Annotated in this window: 15 protein-coding genes and 1 tRNA gene; 7 read left to right on the top strand and 9 right to left on the bottom strand. The window is 72.5% G+C overall.

What is annotated here, in order from left to right; all coding sequences use genetic code 11:
• The first annotated feature begins 87 nt into the window (after window positions 1–87).
• Window positions 88–1,035 carry an intradiol ring-cleavage dioxygenase gene (locus tag AOQ37_RS13790; protein ID WP_234436896.1) on the top strand — a complete coding sequence of 316 codons (948 nt, stop codon included), beginning with the start codon at window positions 88–90 and terminating at the stop codon, window positions 1,033–1,035.
• Between the two features lie 9 nt (window positions 1,036–1,044).
• Complete coding sequence (locus AOQ37_RS13785) at window positions 1,045–1,878, top strand: triphosphoribosyl-dephospho-CoA synthase (RefSeq protein WP_062644722.1); 834 nt, start codon at window positions 1,045–1,047, stop codon at window positions 1,876–1,878.
• A 290-nt stretch (window positions 1,879–2,168) separates the two neighbouring features.
• On the opposite strand, the gene AOQ37_RS13780 is transcribed toward AOQ37_RS13785, so the two are convergent.
• From AOQ37_RS13780 to AOQ37_RS13765, 4 genes are all read right to left on the bottom strand, one after another.
• The gene (locus AOQ37_RS13780; protein ID WP_062644720.1) at window positions 2,169–3,386 is read right to left on the bottom strand and encodes an MFS transporter; all 1,218 of its coding nucleotides are present in this window, start codon (window positions 3,384–3,386) and stop codon (window positions 2,169–2,171) included.
• A gap of 315 nt (window positions 3,387–3,701) precedes the next feature.
• The gene (gene pdxR, locus AOQ37_RS13775; protein WP_062644719.1) at window positions 3,702–5,075 is read right to left on the bottom strand and encodes a MocR-like pyridoxine biosynthesis transcription factor PdxR; all 1,374 of its coding nucleotides are present in this window, start codon (window positions 5,073–5,075) and stop codon (window positions 3,702–3,704) included.
• Window positions 5,076–5,208: 133 nt separating this feature from the next.
• Complete coding sequence (locus AOQ37_RS13770; RefSeq protein WP_199825003.1) at window positions 5,209–6,702, bottom strand: aminopeptidase P family protein; 1,494 nt, start codon at window positions 6,700–6,702, stop codon at window positions 5,209–5,211.
• Window positions 6,703–6,794: 92 nt separating this feature from the next.
• Complete coding sequence (locus AOQ37_RS13765; protein WP_078890166.1) at window positions 6,795–8,330, bottom strand: PP2C family protein-serine/threonine phosphatase; 1,536 nt, start codon at window positions 8,328–8,330, stop codon at window positions 6,795–6,797.
• A gap of 524 nt (window positions 8,331–8,854) precedes the next feature.
• Between AOQ37_RS13765 and AOQ37_RS13760 the strand changes: the two genes are divergently transcribed.
• Complete coding sequence (locus AOQ37_RS13760; protein ID WP_062644715.1) at window positions 8,855–9,520, top strand: bifunctional DNA primase/polymerase; 666 nt, start codon at window positions 8,855–8,857, stop codon at window positions 9,518–9,520.
• A 56-nt stretch (window positions 9,521–9,576) separates the two neighbouring features.
• Window positions 9,577–10,131 (top strand): hypothetical protein, encoded by a 555-nt coding sequence (locus AOQ37_RS13755; protein WP_062644713.1) that lies wholly within the window; start codon window positions 9,577–9,579, stop codon window positions 10,129–10,131.
• Window positions 10,132–10,408: 277 nt separating this feature from the next.
• On the opposite strand, the gene AOQ37_RS13750 is transcribed toward AOQ37_RS13755, so the two are convergent.
• The 3 genes from AOQ37_RS13750 to AOQ37_RS13740 form a co-directional block, all read right to left on the bottom strand.
• Window positions 10,409–11,374, bottom strand: coding sequence for a DUF5926 family protein (locus tag AOQ37_RS13750; RefSeq protein WP_062644711.1), 966 nt, complete (start codon window positions 11,372–11,374; stop codon window positions 10,409–10,411).
• A 334-nt stretch (window positions 11,375–11,708) separates the two neighbouring features.
• A complete protein-coding gene (locus AOQ37_RS13745; protein WP_062644708.1) occupies window positions 11,709–12,347 on the bottom strand; it encodes an ATP-binding protein in 639 nt (212 codons plus the stop codon).
• A 349-nt stretch (window positions 12,348–12,696) separates the two neighbouring features.
• Entirely contained in the window at window positions 12,697–13,533 is an 837-nt protein-coding gene (locus AOQ37_RS13740; protein WP_062644706.1) for a glycerophosphodiester phosphodiesterase, read from the bottom strand.
• Between the two features lie 281 nt (window positions 13,534–13,814).
• On the opposite strand from AOQ37_RS13740, the gene AOQ37_RS13735 reads away from it, so the two are divergent.
• On the top strand, window positions 13,815–15,431 hold the full coding sequence (locus tag AOQ37_RS13735) for a S1C family serine protease (RefSeq protein WP_062644704.1): 1,617 nt from the start codon (window positions 13,815–13,817) through the stop codon (window positions 15,429–15,431).
• A 253-nt stretch (window positions 15,432–15,684) separates the two neighbouring features.
• Window positions 15,685–15,771 (top strand) — tRNA-Ser (locus tag AOQ37_RS13730).
• 118 nt (window positions 15,772–15,889) lie between these two features.
• Here the strand turns inward: AOQ37_RS13730 and AOQ37_RS13725 are convergent.
• Both AOQ37_RS13725 and AOQ37_RS13720 read right to left on the bottom strand, forming a co-directional pair.
• Complete coding sequence (locus AOQ37_RS13725; protein ID WP_159401340.1) at window positions 15,890–16,096, bottom strand: hypothetical protein; 207 nt, start codon at window positions 16,094–16,096, stop codon at window positions 15,890–15,892.
• 377 nt (window positions 16,097–16,473) lie between these two features.
• Complete coding sequence (locus tag AOQ37_RS13720; protein WP_062644701.1) at window positions 16,474–17,208, bottom strand: GntR family transcriptional regulator; 735 nt, start codon at window positions 17,206–17,208, stop codon at window positions 16,474–16,476.
• 323 nt (window positions 17,209–17,531) lie between these two features.
• Here AOQ37_RS13720 and AOQ37_RS13715 point away from each other — a divergent pair, with 323 nt between their 5' ends.
• The gene (locus tag AOQ37_RS13715; protein ID WP_062644699.1) at window positions 17,532–17,723 is read left to right on the top strand and encodes a hypothetical protein; all 192 of its coding nucleotides are present in this window, start codon (window positions 17,532–17,534) and stop codon (window positions 17,721–17,723) included.
• Window positions 17,724–17,743 lie beyond the last annotated feature (20 nt).

The following is a 17,743-nucleotide window of genomic DNA, read 5'->3' as shown; positions in this document are numbered from 1 at the left end:
GGCGGGAGTTCGGCCTTCCGGGCGCTCACAGGTCCCTCTCAGTGTTCCCTCATGTCGCTGACGGCTGCCCTCCCTACGTTCATGTCCATGACGGGAAACCACAAGGACTCCACCATTACCCGGCGCCGCGCCCTCGTGGTGACCGGCGGCACGGTCGCGGCCGGCGGTCTCGCCGTCGCCGGGTACCAGGCCGCCTTCGCCGACACGGCCGCGGACGACGCGGCGAGCGCGTCGGCGTCCGCCACCTCGACCTCCACGAGCAGCAGCTGTATGACGCTGATGACGAGCGTCACGGAAGGGCCCTACTACCTCGACGGTGCCTTGGTGCGCAAGGACATCACCGAGGGCAAGAGCGGTGTGCCGCTGACCCTGCGCCTCACCGTCGTCGACGCCACCGACGGCTGCACGCCGGTCTCCGGGGCCGCTGTCGAGATCTGGCACTGCGACGCCTGGGGTTACTACTCCGGCTACACGACCGCCAACCCGGGCGGTTCGGCCCCGGCGGAGAGCGAGGACGGCTCCACCGCCGACGACGACACCTACCTGCGCGGCTACCAGATCGCCAACGCCAACGGGGTGGTCAAGTTCGAGACGATCTTCCCCGGCTGGTACACCCCGCGCACCTGCCACATCCACCTCAAGGTGCACACGGGCGGCCAGAAGGAGGACGGCACCTACGAGGGCGGCAAGGTCAACTACACGGGCCAGCTCTTCTTCCCCGACGACATCGCCGAGGAGATCTTCACGCTGGAGCCCTACTCCCGGCACTCCGGCAGCTACACCACCCTCGACAACGACATGGTCTACGACGGCGGCGGCGTTCCCAGCGGCCTGCTGACCCTGAAGGCCGTGCACAAGGCCGATCCCTCCAAGGGCTACAAGGGGTCCATCACCCTGGGCGTGGACCCCGACGCCGAGAACACCGGTGCGGGCGGCGGCGGAGGCGGCGGTGGTACGCCCCCGAGCGGCACCCCCGGTGACGCTCCGACGGGCACCCCGCCGAGCGACACCCCGTCGGCCTCCGCCTCCTCATAGGGTCGGTACATGACAAGCCGTGAGGACGAGGCGCTCGCGCAGGCCGCCGTGGCCGCGCTGACGGGGCAACTGGCCCTGGCTCCCAAGCCGGGCCTGCCCGACCCACGTGACCTGGCCGCCCGCGTCACCCGCAAGGACCACCGCGGGCTGCGCTGGTCGGCCAAGGCGCTCGCACCCGGCCTCGCGGCGATGGCCGCGGCCGCCCGTCGCACCGGCGAACCCACGCCCCGGCTCCGCGCGGAGCTGGGCGCGATCGGAAGGTGCACCGAGCATTCGGTGGGCCTCGCCGGGGGCGGGCACCGGGGTGCGCTGTGGACGCTCGGCCTGCTGGTCGCGGCGGCCGCCCTCGACACCCGCGCGCGGGGCGTCGACGTCGCCGCGACGGCCAAGAGGATCGCCGCCCACCCCGACCGGGCCGCCCCGCGGCGTCCCTCGCGGGGCGCGACGGTCTCGGCGAAGTACGGCGCGGCCGGTGCCCGGGGCGAGGCACGCGCAGGATTCCCGCACGTACGGCGGGCCCTGGACGCGCTGGCCGCGGCCCGCTCGGCCGGCGCGGACGAACCCGAGGCGCGACTCGACGCCCTGCTCACCGTCATGTCCACCCTCCAGGACACCGAACTCCTGCACACCGCCGGTCCCCTGGGGCTGCGTCATGTACAGGCCGGGGCCCGCGGCATCCTCGAGGCGGGCGGCACGGCGACCCCGGCCGGCCGCGCGGCCCTGTCCGAGCTCGACACCGACCTCCACACGCGCGCGTGGAGCCCGCGCGGCAGCGCGGGTCTCCTGGCGGGCGCGCTCTTCGTCGACTCCCTGCCGGTCACCGCACTCACCCGGGCGCCCTGAGCGGGCCGAGGGCGACGACAGGCGGCCGTCGAGAGGCGACAGGCGACAGGTATCGGGCGGCCGTCGACATATATCGGGCAACGGGCAACGGGCAACGGGCGGCAGGCATCGGGCAACCGGACACGGGCCCGCCACGGGCCGCGGCGGACGTAGGGCGCAGGGTATGAGGCGGCGGTCTTCGGGCCGCCCCGGAGCGCGTGGGCCAGGGGCGCGCTCGGGCCTGCTCCGGGTTGCGCGGGTCTGCTCAGGCTCGTCCGGTGTGGTCAGGGTGCTCAGGGTGGGCGGCGCCGTCAGCTCGCCGGGACCAGCGCGGCCGACGGCCCGGCCGCCCGGTCGGCCGCGGCCCGCCGGGCGGCCGGCCCCATCGCGTACGACGCCGCGACCATCGCCGCGCCCAGCAGCAGCCAGCCCGGTGTGCCCCGTTCGACCAGCAGCCAGGTCAGGACCAGCGGACCGAGGGTGCGGGCCACCGTGACACCGGTGCCGAACAACCCCTGGTACTCGCCGACCCGGTCGGCCGGCGCCAGGTCGAAGGAGAGCTGCCAGGAGCCCGCGGACTGCCCCATCTCCGCGACCACCTGGAGCACCGACCCCAGCACCAGCACGCCCGCCGCCACCCACGGCGAGGCGCCCGCGGACAGGGCGAACACCGCGCACGCGGCACACATCACCCAGCCCGCCCGACGCACCGCGCGCGTGGCGCTCGCCAACCCCGTCACGCCACGGGCCGCCCGCACCTGGAACACCGTCACCACGGCGGTGTTGAGCACGAACAGCGCGGAGACCAGCCAGGCGGGCGCCCCGGTCCGCTCCGTGATCCACAGCGGCAGCACCAGACTGAGCAGCGGCATCCGCAGCAGCAGCACGGTGTTCAGGAGCGCCACCAGGGCGTACGGCCGGTCCCGCAGCACCCCGAGGCCGCTCCCGCGCGGACGGACCGCGCCGGGAGCCGGCCGGGGCAGCCGGGCGAGCAGCGACGCGCACACCAGGAAGCTCACCGCGTCGACCACGAACACCCCGAGGTACGCCTCCCGCGTCCCGGCGTGCAGCGCGAGCCCGCCGAGCCCGGCGCCCACCGCGAGCCCCGCGTTCAGCGTCGCCTGGAGCCGGGCGAGCAGTCCCGTCCGCTCCCCGGCCGGCACCAACCCGGCCAGCAGGGCCTGCCGGGCCGCCGCCAGCCCCGACTGCGCGGCCGCGTACCCGCACGCCACGAGCACGAACGGCACGAAGCCGCGCACGAGGGTGAAGGACGCCACCGCGAGCCCGGTCGTGAGGGCCAGCAGCACCGCCGTGCCGCGCGCTCCGCGCCGGTCGGCGAGCCGTCCCAGCGGCACTCCGGCCAGCGAGCCGACCGCCCACCCGAGGGTGAGACCGAGGCCCACGCGCGCGGGGGCGAGCCCCATCACCTGGGTGAAGTACAGGGCCGACGTCGTGTAGTACGCGCCGTCCCCGACCGAGTTGGCCAACTGGGCGACCGCGAGCAGCCGCGCGGGGCGAGTCTTCGACATACCGACGACGCTAGGGGCGCGGTGGGCCGCTCGACAGCCCCAATCACCGGCCGCAAAACAGGCCCAATCCCGCCCGGATCACACCCCGTTCGTCCCTGCCCGCCTGCCCGCCTGCCCGCCTGCCCGCCTGCCCGCCTGCCTACCCTGTCCTGCCTGCCTGCCTGCCTGCCTGCCTGCCTGCCTGCCTGCCTGCCTGCCTGCCTGCCCGCCTGCCCGCCTGCCTGCCCGCTCGCCCCTGCCCCGCGCTGTCCCGGGCGAAGTCCGTCCCGGTCCGCGAGGCCCGGCCGGGTCCGGCGGGGTGCGGTCGCGGTCCGATCAGGGACGGCCGCCGCCCAGGACCTTCGTCAGCACCTCCAGCGCCTCCGGGTACAGCCGCTCCCGAGGCGTTCCGTACCCCACGACCAACCCCTGCGGACGGCCCGCGCCGGGAGTGTGCCAGTGCTCGCCGAGACGGCCGACCGCGAGCCCCTCCGCCTCCGCGCGCGCCAGCACCTCCGCCTCGTCGTCGACCTCCACCAGGGCGTGCAGCCCGGCCGCGATCCCGCGCACGCCCCGGCGCCCGCCCACCCGTTCCAGCAGCAGGTCCCGGCGACGGCGGTAGCGCAGCCGGCACGCGCGCACGTGCCGGTCATAGGCGTGGCCGACGATCAGCTCGGTCAGCGCGAGCTGCCCGATGGTCTCGGTGTGGTGGTCGCTGTGCAGCTTGACGTCGGCGACCGCGTCCACCAGCTGCGGCGGCAGCACCATCCAGCCCAGCCGCAGCGCGGGCCCGAGCGTCTTGGAGGCGGTGCCCAGATAGACGACCCGCCCCGGCGCCATCCCCTGGAGGGCGCCGACCGGCTGCCGGTCGTAGCGGAACTCCCCGTCGTAGTCGTCCTCGACGATCAGCCCGTCACGCGCGCGTGCCCACTCCGTCAGCGCCCGCCGCCGCCCCGGGTGCAGCGTCACGCCGGTCGGGTACTGGTGCGCGGGCGTGACGACCACGGCCCCGGCGTCGCTCAGTTCCCCGACCCGCACCCCGCGCTCGTCCACCGGCACCGGCGTCACGGTCCCGCCGTTGCGCCGTACGACCTCGCGGTGGAAGGGCAGCCCCGGGTCCTCCATCGCGATCCCGGTGCCGCCCAGTACGCGCGTGAGGAGTGCGAGACCCTGCACGTACCCGGAGGTGATCACGATCCGCTCGGGCGGCGCGATGACCCCCCGGGCCCGCCCCAGATACCCCGAGAGCGCCGTGCGCAGTTCGATGCGGCCGCGCGGGTCGCCGTAGTCGTACGCCAGTGAGGGCGCCGTCGCGATGGCCCGGCGCAGCGCGCGCAGCCAGGCGGCGGCCGGGAACGCCCCGACGTCCGGGCTCCCGGGCCGCAGGTCGAAACGCGGCTCACGCGCGCGTGCGGCGGCGTCCGGTGGTGCGGCGGCGTCGGACGGCAGGGCCGCGACGCGGGTGCCCGAGCCCTGGCGCGCCGTCAGATAGCCCTCGGCGACCAGCTGGTCGTAGGCGGCCTTCACCGTGTTGCGGGACATGCTGGTCTCGGCCGCGAGCCGCCGGGTGGCCGGCAGCCGGCTGCCGGGTGCCAGCCGCCCCTCCCGCACGGCGTCCCGCAGTGCCCGCTCCAGACCGGCCCGCCGCCCTTCGGCGGCATCCGGATCCAGGTGCAGATCGACGCCGACACCGGACCAGAAGTCGTTCACGCGGTCTCCCCCAGACAGAAAACGCCCCTGCACACCAGCCCCGCCCCGCGCGGAAGTCCGCCCGCCCGGGGTTCCTCCCGGACAGGTGAATGGCCGGGCACTCACCCGTACCCGGCCATCCGACAGCGATGTGTCAGCCCTTCAGCGAAGCCATCCAGGCTTCGACCTCGTCGGAGCGGCGCGGCAGGCCGTCCGACAGGTTCCGGTTGCCGTCCCGGGTGACGAGGATGTCGTCCTCGATCCGTACGCCGATCCCGCGGTACTCCTCGGGCACCGTCAGGTCGTCGGCCTGGAAGTACAGGCCGGGCTCGACCGTCAGCACCATGCCGGGCTCCAGCGTCCCGTCGACGTAGGACTCCACGCGCGCGGCGGCGCAGTCGTGGACGTCCATGCCGAGCATGTGACCGGTGCCGTGCAGCGTCCAGCGGCGCTGGAGACCGAGCTCGAGGACCCGCTCGACCGGGCCCTCGACGAGGCCCCACTCCACGAGCCGCTCGGTCAGCACGCGCTGCGCGGCGTCGTGGAAGTCGCGGTACTTGCCGCCGGGCTTGACGGCCTCGATACCGGCTTCCTGGGCGTCGTAAACGGCGTCGTAGATCTTCTTCTGGATCTCGGTGTAGCGGCCGTCGACCGGCAGCGTGCGCGTGACGTCGGCGGTGTAGTACGTGTGCGTCTCGACGCCCGCGTCGAGCAGCAGCAGGTCGCCGGAGCGGACCGGGCCGTCGTTGCGCACCCAGTGCAGCGTGCAGGCGTGCGGACCGGCGGCGGCGATGGTGCCGTAGCCGATGTCGTTGCCCTCCACCCGCGCGCGGAGGAAGAACGTGCCCTCGATGTAGCGCTCGCTCGTCGCCTCGGCCCGGTCGAGGACCTTCACGACGTCCTCGAAGCCGCGGACCGTCGAGTCGACGGCCTTCTGGAGCTCGCCGATCTCGAAGTCGTCCTTGACGAGGCGGGCCTCGGAGAGGAAGACGCGCAGTTCGGCGTCGCGCTCGGCGGTGACCTTGTCGGTCAGGGCCGCCTCGATGCCCGCGTCGTAGCCGCGCACGACCCGCACCGGGCCGGTGGCCTCGCGCAGTGCGTCCGGCAGTCGGCGCACGTCGGCGGCCGGGATGCCGTACAGCCGCTCCGCCTCGGTGAGCGAGTGCCTGCGGCCGACCCACAGCTCGCCCTGACCGGACAGCCAGAACTCGCCGTTCTCGCGGTCGGAGCGCGGCAGCAGGTAGATCGTGGCCCGGTGGCCGTCGGCGACGGGCTCCAGGACGAGGACGCCGTCCTCCGTCTGGTTGCCGGTGAGGTACGCGTACTCGACGGAGGCGCGGAAGGCGTACTCCGTGTCGTTCGAGCGGGTCTTCAGGTTGCCCGCGGGGATCACCAGGCGCTCGCCCGGGAAGCGCGCGGAGAGCGCGGCGCGGCGGGCGGCCGTCTCGGCGGCCTGGGCGATCGGCTCCAGGTCCCGCAGTTCCGTGTCGGCCCAGCCGGACTTCATGTTCTCGGCCAGCTCGTCGGAGACGCCTGGGTACAGGCCGTTCTTCCGCTGCTTGATGGGCTCCTCACTCTCAGTCTCCGGGCCCGCTGCGGTGGCAGCATCGTCCGGCACAGCCGGGGTGAGCTCGTCGGCCACGGTCATCCTCCTTGATACGGCACTGGACCCCCTCCATCGTACGGACGTACGTAAGGGGGCCCAGGGCCGAAAGACCTGTCACGGCCTGTGACGGCGGCTCACTCGAAACGGGCCGCGAGCAGCACCACGTCCTCGTCGCTGTCCCGTTCGGCCGCGCCGTCCGGAAGGAGGGTGCGCAGCACGTGGTCGGCGATCGCGCCCGGATCGTTGCGCAGCGGCCTGGGGACCCCCGCGGCGGCCGCGTGCAGCCGGGCGAAGGCGCGGTCGACGGGTTCGCCGGTGCGGTGCAGCAGGCCGTCCGTGTAGAGCAGAACCGTCTCGCCGGGCTCGGCCTCCAGCTCGACGCTCGGCGCCTCCCAGCAGGCCAGCATGCCCAGCGGGGCGGAGACGGAGGTCTCGGCGAACTCCGTGCGCCGTTCGCCGACCAGCAGCGGCGGGCAGTGCCCGGCGCCGGCCAGAGTGATCTTGCGCAGGGCGGGTTCGCAGTAGGCGAACAGCGCGGTGGCCGACCGGGCGGGCTCGGTCAGCCGCAGCAGCAGCTCCAGGTCGGACAGGACGGCGACGGGGTCCTCGCCCTCCATCACCGCGTACGCCCGCAGGGAGGCGCGCAGCCGGCCCATCGCGGCGACCGCGCTCGGCCCGGACCCGGTGACGGACCCGACGGCGAGACCCAGCGCGGCGTCCGGCAGCGGCAGCGCGTCGTACCAGTCACCGCCCCCGCGCGGACCCGTGTGATGCCGGGCGGCGAGCTGGACGCCGGGCACCCGCGGCAGCCGGGAGGGCAGCAGTTCCTCGGCCATCGTCCGCATGCACGCGCGCGTGCGTTCGAGTTCCAGGAGCCGCGCCAGGTGCTCGGCGGCGTAGCGGACGTACAGGCCGATCAGGTGGCGCTGGCGCTCGTCCGGCTCGGCGGGCTCGTCGTAGAGCCATACGGCCGCGCCCAGGCGGCCGGGAGTGCCGTCCGTCTCCAGGGGCAGTGCGTAGCTCGCGGCGTAGCCGAGGCGGGCGGCCACCTCCCGGTGGCGGGGGTCCATGCCGTCCTCGGCGAACAGGTCGGGCTCGGCGATCTCCCCCTCGCCGCCGGGCAGCCCCTCGAGGATGCGGCCGTAGGACAGGGCGCTGCGCGGCACGGTCTCGATGTGGCCGAGATCGGCGCGGCCGAGGCCCAGCCCGATCATGCGGTCCGGCCCGAGCCGGTCGGCGGGTTCGAGGACGACGAGACCGCGCCGGGCGCCGACCAGAGCGGCTCCGGCGCGCAGCAGTTCCTCGAGGCTGTCCGGCAACGCGTCCGTACGGGCCAGGCGTTCGGTGAGTTCGTGGAGGGTGGTGAGATCGGAGACCCAGCCGGCGAGCCGGTCGGTCAGCAGGGCGCCCGGGCCGGTGGAACCGGACGCGCCGGTGGGGGCGGCAGGGACCGTCGGGGCGCCCGGGGTGGCGGGCGCGGGCGCGACAGTGTGTGCGGGCGAGGGAACCGTTGAATCGATTCCGGCCACTTTCGGAGGGTGAGGGGCGTTCATGGCGTCCGGCTCTCGGACCGGAGCGTATTGCTCAAAAGCATCGCAAACCCCCATGTCATTCTGCGCCGCTAGCGGTGTCTCCACATGTACACGCACTCGTGAGGGGATGTCCAGCATTGTCCTGCTGGGCTTGCTGGTGTCCGTGGGCTCTTTGGGAGAATCGGGCACAGTTCTTCCGGCTCCCTTGCGGAATTGTAAAGTTGGCTTAAAAATGCCTCGGGTAACGGGTGATTGCGGTCGACTGGGCTTGCTCCACGGAGCGTCACAGCGGTCGTGATGGGTACGTACTCGGTAAGGGCCAGGTGTCGTCGGGAGCTCGTCGGGAGCCTTCCGGAACCTGGTGACCGGCCCGGGCGTCATAGTCATCGACGACCGTGCCCCATCCTCCCGTGGCGGAGGCGAAGAGAAATACGCGCGACGTCAAACGCCAGACTTCGCCACCCCACGCCACGCCCAGGCATTAGATGGATGCAAGTCGAACGGAGTGGCCGCGGAAGCAGCCACCGCTCGACCCTGAGGGGTTCCCCTTGTCTCGTACAGGGGTGTGATGCGCCAACAGGTACGCACAGTGAAGTGATCGACACATGATGTGATGTGGCCCACGGTGTTGCCAGCGGTGCAACGGAAAGGAACGAGCGCTCATGCGCGAGATCCTCGGAAAGCGACGCAGGCTCCTGTCCCAGTCCAGCGACAGAGGACCTGAGTTGATCGACTCGGCCCTGACCTTCGCGACGGAATGGCGGTGGCCCGTCCTCCCGGGCGTGCCGGCGGACCCGCAGGGGCGTTCCCGCTGCGGCTGTCCGGACCCGGAGTGCACGGTTCCCGGTGCTCACCCCTTCGACCCCGGCCTGCTCGCGGCCACCACCGAGGCGCGCATGGTGCGCTGGTGGTGGACCAACCGGCCGACCGCACCGATCATCCTGGCCACCGGGGGCACGGCCCCCTGCGCGGTCAGCCTCCCCGCCCTCGCGGCCTCGCGCGCGCTCGTGGCGCTCGACCGGCAGGGCATCCGGCTCGGCCCGGTCGTCGCCTCGCCCACCCGCTGGTCGGTCCTCGTCCGGCCCTACACCATGGAGCAGCTGGGTGAACTGCTCTACGCCAAGGACTTCGTGCCCGGCTCCCTCCGCTTCCACGGCGAGGGCGGCTACATCGCGCTGCCCCCGTCCGAGACGGGCCGCGGCGACATCCGGTGGGAGCGCGCGCCGCTGCCCGGCTCGGCCTCGCCCTGGGTGCCCGACGTGGAGGCCGTGGTGGACGCCGTCGTCGACGCCCTCACTCGTACGGGTGTGAGCGCACCCGAGTTGTAGGGGTGTCGGGCGCGCGCCGGACGGCACACCGGTGTTCGCCCTCTATCTTCCGCTACATGAACCTTCGTCTCCTCGCCCTCGGGGGCGCCGTGGCAGGCGCGATCGCGCTGCCTCTGGCCATGGCGTCCGCGGGGCCGGCCGGCGACGAGGGGCGTACGGCCGGCGCGGCCGAAGCGGCCGCCACCCGTGCCGTCGGCGGTACGGATCCGAAGGCGCCGCCCGTCGAGCCCTCCCGGTCCCCGCTGCTCCTCGGCCTGGGACTGGCCACGGCCGCCCGCTGCGGCCCCGAACTCACCTCCCCCGACGGCGTGGAGGCGCAGACCTGCGTGCTGTCCCAGGGGGAGGACAGCTGGGCGCGCACCTACTACCGCAACGCCACCGGACGCGCCCTGGACGCCTTTCTGAGCTTCATGGGACCCGAGGGCCGTACCGTGCGGACGCACTGCGCGGTGGGTGCCGAGGACGAGCCGGAATCCTGCGAGACACCCCATGAGCGGACCCGCGGAGAACTGGCGGAGTACACCGCGGTCGCGGAGTTCGCGCGAGCGACCGGCGATGGACCGCTGCTGCTGCGCTCCGGGAGCAACTCCCCGACGGTTGCGGGCAGTTGACGTGCGACCGCATCCTGTAAACGGCGCCGGACATGAAAAGACCCGGTTGCTGACGACGGGGGATGCATCAGCAACCGGGCAACTCGAACGGTAACAAGAGATCTGCTCCACGCAAATTCGATCTCTTGTTTTCATCGGTATTCCGGACACCGGCGAATCGGCGCTTCTCGCGCCGACTCACCCTGTGCGGAGGGTAGTTGTGAGCGGAGTCACGCCGCCCGCCGGCCCGATACCTGCTGACCGGTCGGTCAGTTCGGCCGGAGCCCGTCCCCGTGTGTCAGCTGAGCGTCACCTGTCGGTTGGTCAGGCCGCCCCGCGCGCGGCGCTCGTCGGCCGTGAGCGGAGCGTCCGAGGCCAGGGCGGTCGCGAGCCGCTCGGCGAACTCGGCCGCCGGCTTCTCCACGTCGTCCGCCGTGACCGCGCTCGGCAGGTCCCAGACGGGCACCGTCAGACCGTGCGCCCGGAAGGAGCCGACCAGGCGCGTGCCCTCGCCGAGGCTCGAACGGCCCGCCGCGTGCAGCCGCGCGAGGGCGTCCAAAAGCCGCTCCTCCGGGTGCGGCATGACCCAGCGCAGGTGGTTCTTGTCCGGCGTCTCGCACCAGTACGCGGCGTCCACTCCGGTCAGCTTCACGGTCGGGATGGCCGCGGCGTTGGCCCGCTCCAGGGAGGCGGCCACCTCCGGCGCGGCGTTCTCCGGGTCCGGGACCCAGAACTCGAAACCGCTGTGCACAACTGGCTCGAACACGCCTTCGGCGGCGAGCAGATCCTGCATCCGCGGACCGTCGGCCGGAGCGCGGCGCGCCTGCACCGGAGTGCCCGGCTCCGCCTCCAGGGCCCGCCGCAGGGTGTCGGCGAGGTCGCGGCTGATGTCGCCCGACGGCGTGTCGTTCTGGAGGCCGAGCAGCACCGAGCCGTCGTCACGGCGCAGGGCGGGCCAGGCCATCGGCAGCACCGTGGCGAGCGTGACGGACGGGACGCCCTCGGGCAGGCCGTCCTTGAGCGTCAGCTCGACCGTGGCGGCCGGCACCAGCTCACGCAGCGCCACCCAGTCGCCCTCGCCGGGCAGGCCTTCGAAGGGCCGCTGCACCAGCTCGGTCACGGCATGCGCGGCGGCCCGGCCGTGACAGGCCTTGTAGCGGCGGCCGCTGCCGCACGGGCAGGGCTCCCGCGCGCCGACGACCGGGATGTCCGCGTCGGTGGGCTGCGGCCGCTTGGCCTTCGTCTGGGGTCGCTTCTTGGCCATCTGGGTGTCTCCCGGGTACGGCTCGTCTGGTACGGCGGGAGCCTAGCCGTTCGTACGCTCCGTCACGGGAACCTGTGGACGACGCGGGGCCTGTGGACGACCGGCGCCGGGAACGGCCCGGCGATCACCGCGGTGCGCTCCACGACGCCCTACGGGGCGTCCGCCGACGGCTTCGAGTCCCTTCCGACCGGGCCGCGACTCGGACTTGTCCCACTGGTGAGCCCCGCCCGTCCGCCTCGCCCCGCTTGTCGGCTCCGCCGTCCAGGGTGCTTCTGCCGCCTGCACCCTGCCGCCGCCTCTCCCGCGCCTCGCCTGCCGCCCCGGCCGTCTCCGGTCAGTCCAGGTCGTCGAACACGTCCGCGAAGTCCAGGCCGGGCATCGACGCCACCGACGGGGCCGCGACCCGGGACGCGAAGTCGTCGCGGCGGCAGCCCGCGTCGGGGTCGTGGACGTCCGCGTGGACGACGACCCACACCGTGACCTCGCCGCGGGCGTCGTCCCGGACGCCCCAGTCGTCGGCCAGCGCCGTGATGATGTTGAGTCCCCGGCCGCCGTGCGCGGTGACGGAGGGAGTCGCCGGGGCCGGACGGGTCGGTCCACCGCCGTCGGTCACCTCGACCACCAGCCGGCCGCCCGGATCGACACGCCACGCGGCCCGGACGTCGCCGTCCCCGGGTAGGGCGTCGCCCAGTGGTCTGCCGTGCTTGCACGCGTTGCTCAAAAGTTCGGAAAGGATCAGTACGGCATCGTCGATGACCGATTCCGACACCCCGCCCGTGCGCAACTGATCGCGCATACGGTGTCTTGCGCTCCCCACGCCCGCAGGGCCATGGGGTACGGCCATGCTCGACGACGCGGGCACCTCCTGTGCCACCACCAACGCCACCCCCGAGACCTCCTTCGCCCCACGCCACGGTGTGGATGCCCCATTGGCCTGTACCGGAAACCGGCCAATGCGGCCCCGGAGACGCATTCGTCATCTTCGAACACGGAACGAACGCGCCGGAGCACTCCCTGTGAGGGGCCTGTCAGTGAGTGGCTTGATTTGGACGGTATGGCTGAGAACGGAGGATGCTGTAAGGGCGCTGTGGGGTCAAGAGGATGGACGGGGCTTCTGTGACTCTTGTGACTGTTGTGACCTCTGTCGGGCGTGACGCGTGGCTGAGAGCGGTGGGTTGTGAGGCGCCATGGGGTGGCCGGGCGCGGCGGGTGGCCGGACGCGGCGGGTGGCCGGGCGCCATGGGTGGCGGACGCGAAGGGTGGCCGGGCGCCATGGGTGGCGGACGCGAAGGGTGGCCGGGCGCGGCCGACTGTCGGGTGCCTCAGCGACCCATTCGGTGCAGTACCTCGCGCGGGCGGTTGGTGATGATGGCGTCGACGCCCAGGTCGACGCAGAGGTCGATGTCCTCCGGCTCGTTCACGGTCCACACATGCACCCGGTGGCCGGCCGCCTTGAGGCGCTCGATGTACGCGGGATGGTTGCGCACGATCCGGATCGAGGGACCGGCGATCCGGACCCCGGCGGGCAGCCGCCCGTCGCGCAGCCGGGGCGAGACGAACTGCATCAGGTAGACCGTCGGCACCGCGGGCGCGGCGGCACGCACGCGATGCAGCGATCGTGCGGAGAAACTCATGATCCGCACCGGGGACTCGGCCGCCGACGCCGGTGCGTCCAGGCCGAACCGCTTCAGCAGCACCAGCAGCCGTTCCTCCACCTGTCCGGCCCAGCGCGTCGGATGCTTCGTCTCGATGGCCAGCTCCACCCGGCGCCCCGCGTCGGAGACGAGCTCCAGCAGGCGCTCCAGCGTCAGGACGGAGGTCTCCGCGCGGTCCTCGGGGCGGACCTCCCAGTCGGGGTCCTCCTCGCGCGCATGCCAGGCCTCGCGGGCCTCCCGTGTCTTCCAGGAGCCGAAGTCCAGCGCCGCGAGGTCGGCGAGCTCCAGGGCGGACACCGCGCCGCGACCGTTGGACGTACGGTTGACGCGACGGTCGTGTACGCAGACGAGATGGCCGTCCGCGGTCAGCCGTACGTCGCACTCGAGGGCGTCCGCACCGTCCTCGATGGCCTTCTTGTACGCGGCCAGGGTGTGCTCGGGTGCCTCCTCGGAAGCCCCGCGGTGGGCGACGACTTGAATGTGGTGCTGCCGTGCGTGGGTCACCGCGTCATGGTGCCATCGGCGCCCTGTCGTCTGAGAACCCTCTGAGATGTTTCGATGATGCGCACTTATTGTTCGTAATGACCCATATAAGGAATGGCCAAGGACCCACAGCCACCGCTTATGGTGCTCTGACGGCCCGTGGGAAAAGCTGAGACGTACAAAAGCACATGCACAGCTTCAGCGCGCCGGGTCGACGACAAAGCGTGCGCAAGCGTGACAAGCGCGGGCGAGTGTGACCCAGTGCGACCGACGACAACAGCCGTGGATCGAGGAGAAGAGCTGTGAGCACCGAGAACGAGGGCAAGAGCGAGGGCACCCAGGTACCCCCGGCCCCGTCCGCACCCCCCGTGCCGGTGGAATCTCCCTCGGCCTCCCCGCAGGCGTCCGCGCCCGACGCCGGAGCGCCCACGACTCCGCTCCCGGCGGCGCCCGCGCAGGCACCGGAAGCCGGTCACGCCCCCTCGGGCGCGCCCGAGGGCCACTGGCCGCCGCCCACCGCGCCGCAGGGGGCGCCGGCCCCGGTCGACGGCGACTGGCCGCCGCCGACCGCTCCGCAGACCGCCCCTGCCCCCCATCCGGCCCCGGCCGCCACCGCCGACGACTGGCCGAACCCGGCCCCGACGACGCCGCTCTACGCCGACGCCGGCGCGGGCACGCACGCGTACGGCGCCCACAACGCCGGCGGTGCCGCCGCCGGTGGCCCCGGTGGGGTCGGCGGTCCGGGTGGCCCCGGCGGGACCGTCTGGGGTGCCTCCTACCAGCAACCCGCGCCCAAGTCCGGGCGTGGCCGCGGCGGGCTGGTCGCCGCGATCCTGGTCGCCGCGCTGGTCGCGGGCGGCCTGGGCGGCGGACTCGGCTACACGCTGGCCAAGAACGACGACGACACCGGCTCGACGACCGTCTCCGCGTCCACCAACGGCGGCGACGTCAAGCGCGACCCGGGCACGGTCGCCGGGGTCGCCGCCAAGGCGCTGCCCAGCACGGTCACCATCGAGGCGGAGTCCAGCAGCGGCGAGGGCGGCACCGGCACGGGCTTCGTCTTCGACACCCAGGGCCACATCGTCACCAACAACCACGTCGTCGCGGACGCGGTCGACGGCGGCAAGGTGACGGCGACCTTCCCCGACGGCAAGAAGTACGACGCCGAGGTCGTCGGGCACGCCCAGGGCTACGACGTCGCCGTCATCAAGCTCAAGAACGCCCCCTCGAACCTGAAGCCGCTGACCCTCGGCGACTCCGACAAGGTGGCGGTCGGCGACTCGACGATCGCGATCGGCGCTCCCTTCGGCCTGTCCAACACGGTCACGACGGGCATCATCAGCGCGAAGAACCGCCCCGTGGCCTCCAGCGACGGCACCAGCAGCGCCGCCTCCTACATGAGCGCCCTCCAGACGGACGCCTCGATCAACCCGGGCAACTCCGGCGGCCCGCTGCTGGACGCCTCGGGCAACGTCATCGGTATCAACTCCGCGATCCAGTCCACCGGCAGCGGCGGCCTGGGCGGTACCACCCAGTCCGGTTCGATCGGCCTCGGCTTCGCCATCCCGATCAACCAGGCCCGGTACGTCGCCCAGCAGCTGATCAAGACCGGCGAGCCGGTGTACGCCAAGATCGGCGCGTCCGTCTCCCTGGCGGACTCCACGGAGGGCGCGAAGATCACCGAGACGGCCGAGGGCGGCTCCTCCGCGGTCGAGTCGGGCGGCCCGGCGGCCCAGGCGGGCCTCAAGCCCGGCGACGTCATCGTCAAGCTCGACGACATGGTGATCGACAGCGGCCCGACCCTCATCGGCGAGATCTGGACCCACCAGCCCGGCGACAAGGTCACGATCACCTACGAGCGCGACGGCAAGTCCCACACCGTCGACCTCACCCTCGGCTCCCGCAAGGGCGACAGCTGACACCCACGCGCGCGTGCTCACCTCTTGGCCCCGCCCCGCGCCACCGTCCACGAACGGCGACGCGGGGCAGCCGGTCAGGCAGACCGTCCGAGCGGCCCGAGGACCCGGTTGACCTCCGCCCGGCCGGCCCGGGTCCGGGGGGGCGGCCCAGGTGAGGGCACCGAGCCGGTGGACCTCGTGTGGACCGCGCCCCCCGAGCGGCGCCCGCGCCCGGTAGTCTGTACCCGCTCCGCCCCAGGTGGGCCGGGGCGCGGGTGGGTTGCCCGAGCGGCCTAAGGGAACGGTCTTGAAAACCGTCGTGGCAGCGATGTCACCGTGGGTTCAAATCCCACACCCACCGCAGGTGAACGGCCCCTGACCAGGGAAATGGTCAGGGGCCGTTGTGCTGTGTGCTGTCTGTGAGTAGCCGTTGTTCCCCGTGATTCCCCGCCCGATCGGGCACGCCGGGGGCACGCTGCCTAGTCGGGCAGGGCTACGACTGCGACGCCCGCAGCAAGCATCTTCGCGATCACTTGGTCTGCCAGGCCGTCATCACAGATGAGTTCGGCCACTGGCGGATCACCCTTCAAGATCGGAAGGTAGCCCAGGCTCGTCTGATGGAGCTCCCAACGATCGCGTTCGGTGGTCCACATTGGCTCATATGCGAGCAGATCTCGGTCGATCATGAACACCCCCTCTGTGCACGGTAGCGCGCGGTCGGCGGAGCGGCTTTGGGCTGGAGCTGCTTTGGGGGGAGTGATCATGGCCCCGTAAGCTTCCGGCGAGTCGGGCAGTCTGTGGACCTGCCCGTTAAAGCACGACGTTGGGGCCATGATCTTCGAGGCTCCCCCCAAAGTGGCTGCCTAAAGCCGTGGAGCCGACCGCCCCGGCCACGACGTGTTCTGACCTCATGCTCCGTGTTCCTGCCTCTTGGGCGGGCGGGGGCCGTCGGCCGTGCCGAGCGGGGCGGAGACATGAGCGCGGGCGCGGACGGCGGCCCGCGCCCGCCCGGAGGAGCGAAGCGACGACGGGTGCTTGATGAGGTAGAGATTCCTGTAACAGCTCAGCTGCTCAGGCGGTACTCCAGGACGTACGAACCGGCGTCCAGGAGCATCTGGTTGACCTCCACGGGACGTTCGTCCTCGGTGAAGGCCGTGCGGCAGATCTCCAGGACCGGAGTGCCGGCCGCGAGGTTCAGGGCGGTGCGCTCCTCCTCGCTCGGCATCCGCGCCCGCAGCTCCTCGGAGAAGGCGACCGGTTCCGCTCCCAGCTCGGCCAAGCGGGCGTAACTGCCTCCCGGGCCCGTGTTCGGCTGGGCGATCGCCGTGTCCCGGACCAGGTCCGCGGGGAGGTACGACGTCGCGATTTGCACCGGACGGTCCTCGACGACGAACTTCCGGCTCCGCACGATGACGGCTGCCCCGGGCTCGAGGTTCAGCAACCGCCCGATCTGGCGCGGAGCTTCGGCCTCATAGACCTGTACGTCGGTGACCAGGGGGCGCTGGGCCACGTCGGCAGACCAGATGGACTGACCGGCCTCGCGGCGGGACTTGGAGAGGCGGTCGTTCGCGACCCGTCGGATCGGCCTGAACTCCCGGACGTAGGTGCCGGATCCGGGTCGCGCGACCGCCAGGCCCTCACTCACGAGGATCTTCAAGGCCTGGTTGGCGGTCATCTTGGCGACGCCGTACGTCTTCACCAGCGAGGGTTCACCGGGCAACCGATCGCCCGGCACCAGCTCACCGGACTCGATCCGCGCCCGGAGATCGTCGGCAATCTGCCGCGCAGTCTCGGGCATGTCTCTCTCCACTCGTCGATGCTCCCTAGGGTGGTCAGCCTACCCGCCACCGCCTTCCGGACGCACGAACGCGTACCCGATCACTTCCCGAACCCACGTCCCTTCGCAGGTCCCGTTGACATCCCTAGGGAGGTTTAGTTTCAATCTCCCTAGGGAGGTGAACACTCCCTGAAGAAGGGCGGCGCCCCTACCGCCAAGCAGATGCGCCGCCCCACCCCTCTTTCAAGGGAGCCTCCATCATGCCTGTCTCGCTGATCCACGCCGGTCGGCCGACCGGAGTCTTAGCGCCGAGGATCATTCGCCGCACGGCTCGTAGCTGCGCGGTGTGCGGCAAGACGCGCTGCCAGGACGCGAAGGCCTGCCGTACGGCCTTCGGCACCACCGAGTGGCTGGAATGCCCGGCCTGCGCGGGCAGCGGCTACGACACCACCGGATTCCAGCTCTACTGCCCCGACTGCGGCGGCGCGAAGGTCCTGGAGGTCGAGATCGTCGACGCTCCGGGGGTGGTCGAGTGACGGTGTTCCCCGTCGCCCCT

This window comes from Streptomyces maremycinicus, from assembly GCF_001184025.1.
Taxonomy (GTDB): Bacteria; Actinomycetota; Actinomycetes; order Streptomycetales; family Streptomycetaceae; genus Streptomyces; species Streptomyces maremycinicus.
Note: the sequence above shows the minus strand (reverse complement) of the source record. Positions and strands in the feature narration are given on the sequence as shown.

Coding starts and splice junctions, on each gene's coding strand:
- AOQ37_RS13790 (WP_234436896.1), top strand. CDS start 88: ATGACGGGAAACCACAAGGACTCCACCATTACCCGGCGCCGCGCCCTC.
- AOQ37_RS13785 (WP_062644722.1), top strand. CDS start 1,045: ATGACAAGCCGTGAGGACGAGGCGCTCGCGCAGGCCGCCGTGGCCGCG.
- AOQ37_RS13780 (WP_062644720.1), bottom strand. CDS start 3,386: ATGTCGAAGACTCGCCCCGCGCGGCTGCTCGCGGTCGCCCAGTTGGCC.
- AOQ37_RS13770 (WP_199825003.1), bottom strand. CDS start 6,702: ATGACCGTGGCCGACGAGCTCACCCCGGCTGTGCCGGACGATGCTGCC.
- AOQ37_RS13765 (WP_078890166.1), bottom strand. CDS start 8,330: ATGCTGGACATCCCCTCACGAGTGCGTGTACATGTGGAGACACCGCTA.
- AOQ37_RS13760 (WP_062644715.1), top strand. CDS start 8,855: ATGCGCGAGATCCTCGGAAAGCGACGCAGGCTCCTGTCCCAGTCCAGC.
- AOQ37_RS13755 (WP_062644713.1), top strand. CDS start 9,577: ATGAACCTTCGTCTCCTCGCCCTCGGGGGCGCCGTGGCAGGCGCGATC.
- AOQ37_RS13750 (WP_062644711.1), bottom strand. CDS start 11,374: ATGGCCAAGAAGCGACCCCAGACGAAGGCCAAGCGGCCGCAGCCCACC.
- AOQ37_RS13745 (WP_062644708.1), bottom strand. CDS start 12,347: ATGCGTCTCCGGGGCCGCATTGGCCGGTTTCCGGTACAGGCCAATGGG.
- AOQ37_RS13725 (WP_159401340.1), bottom strand. CDS start 16,096: ATGATCGACCGAGATCTGCTCGCATATGAGCCAATGTGGACCACCGAA.
- AOQ37_RS13720 (WP_062644701.1), bottom strand. CDS start 17,208: ATGCCCGAGACTGCGCGGCAGATTGCCGACGATCTCCGGGCGCGGATC.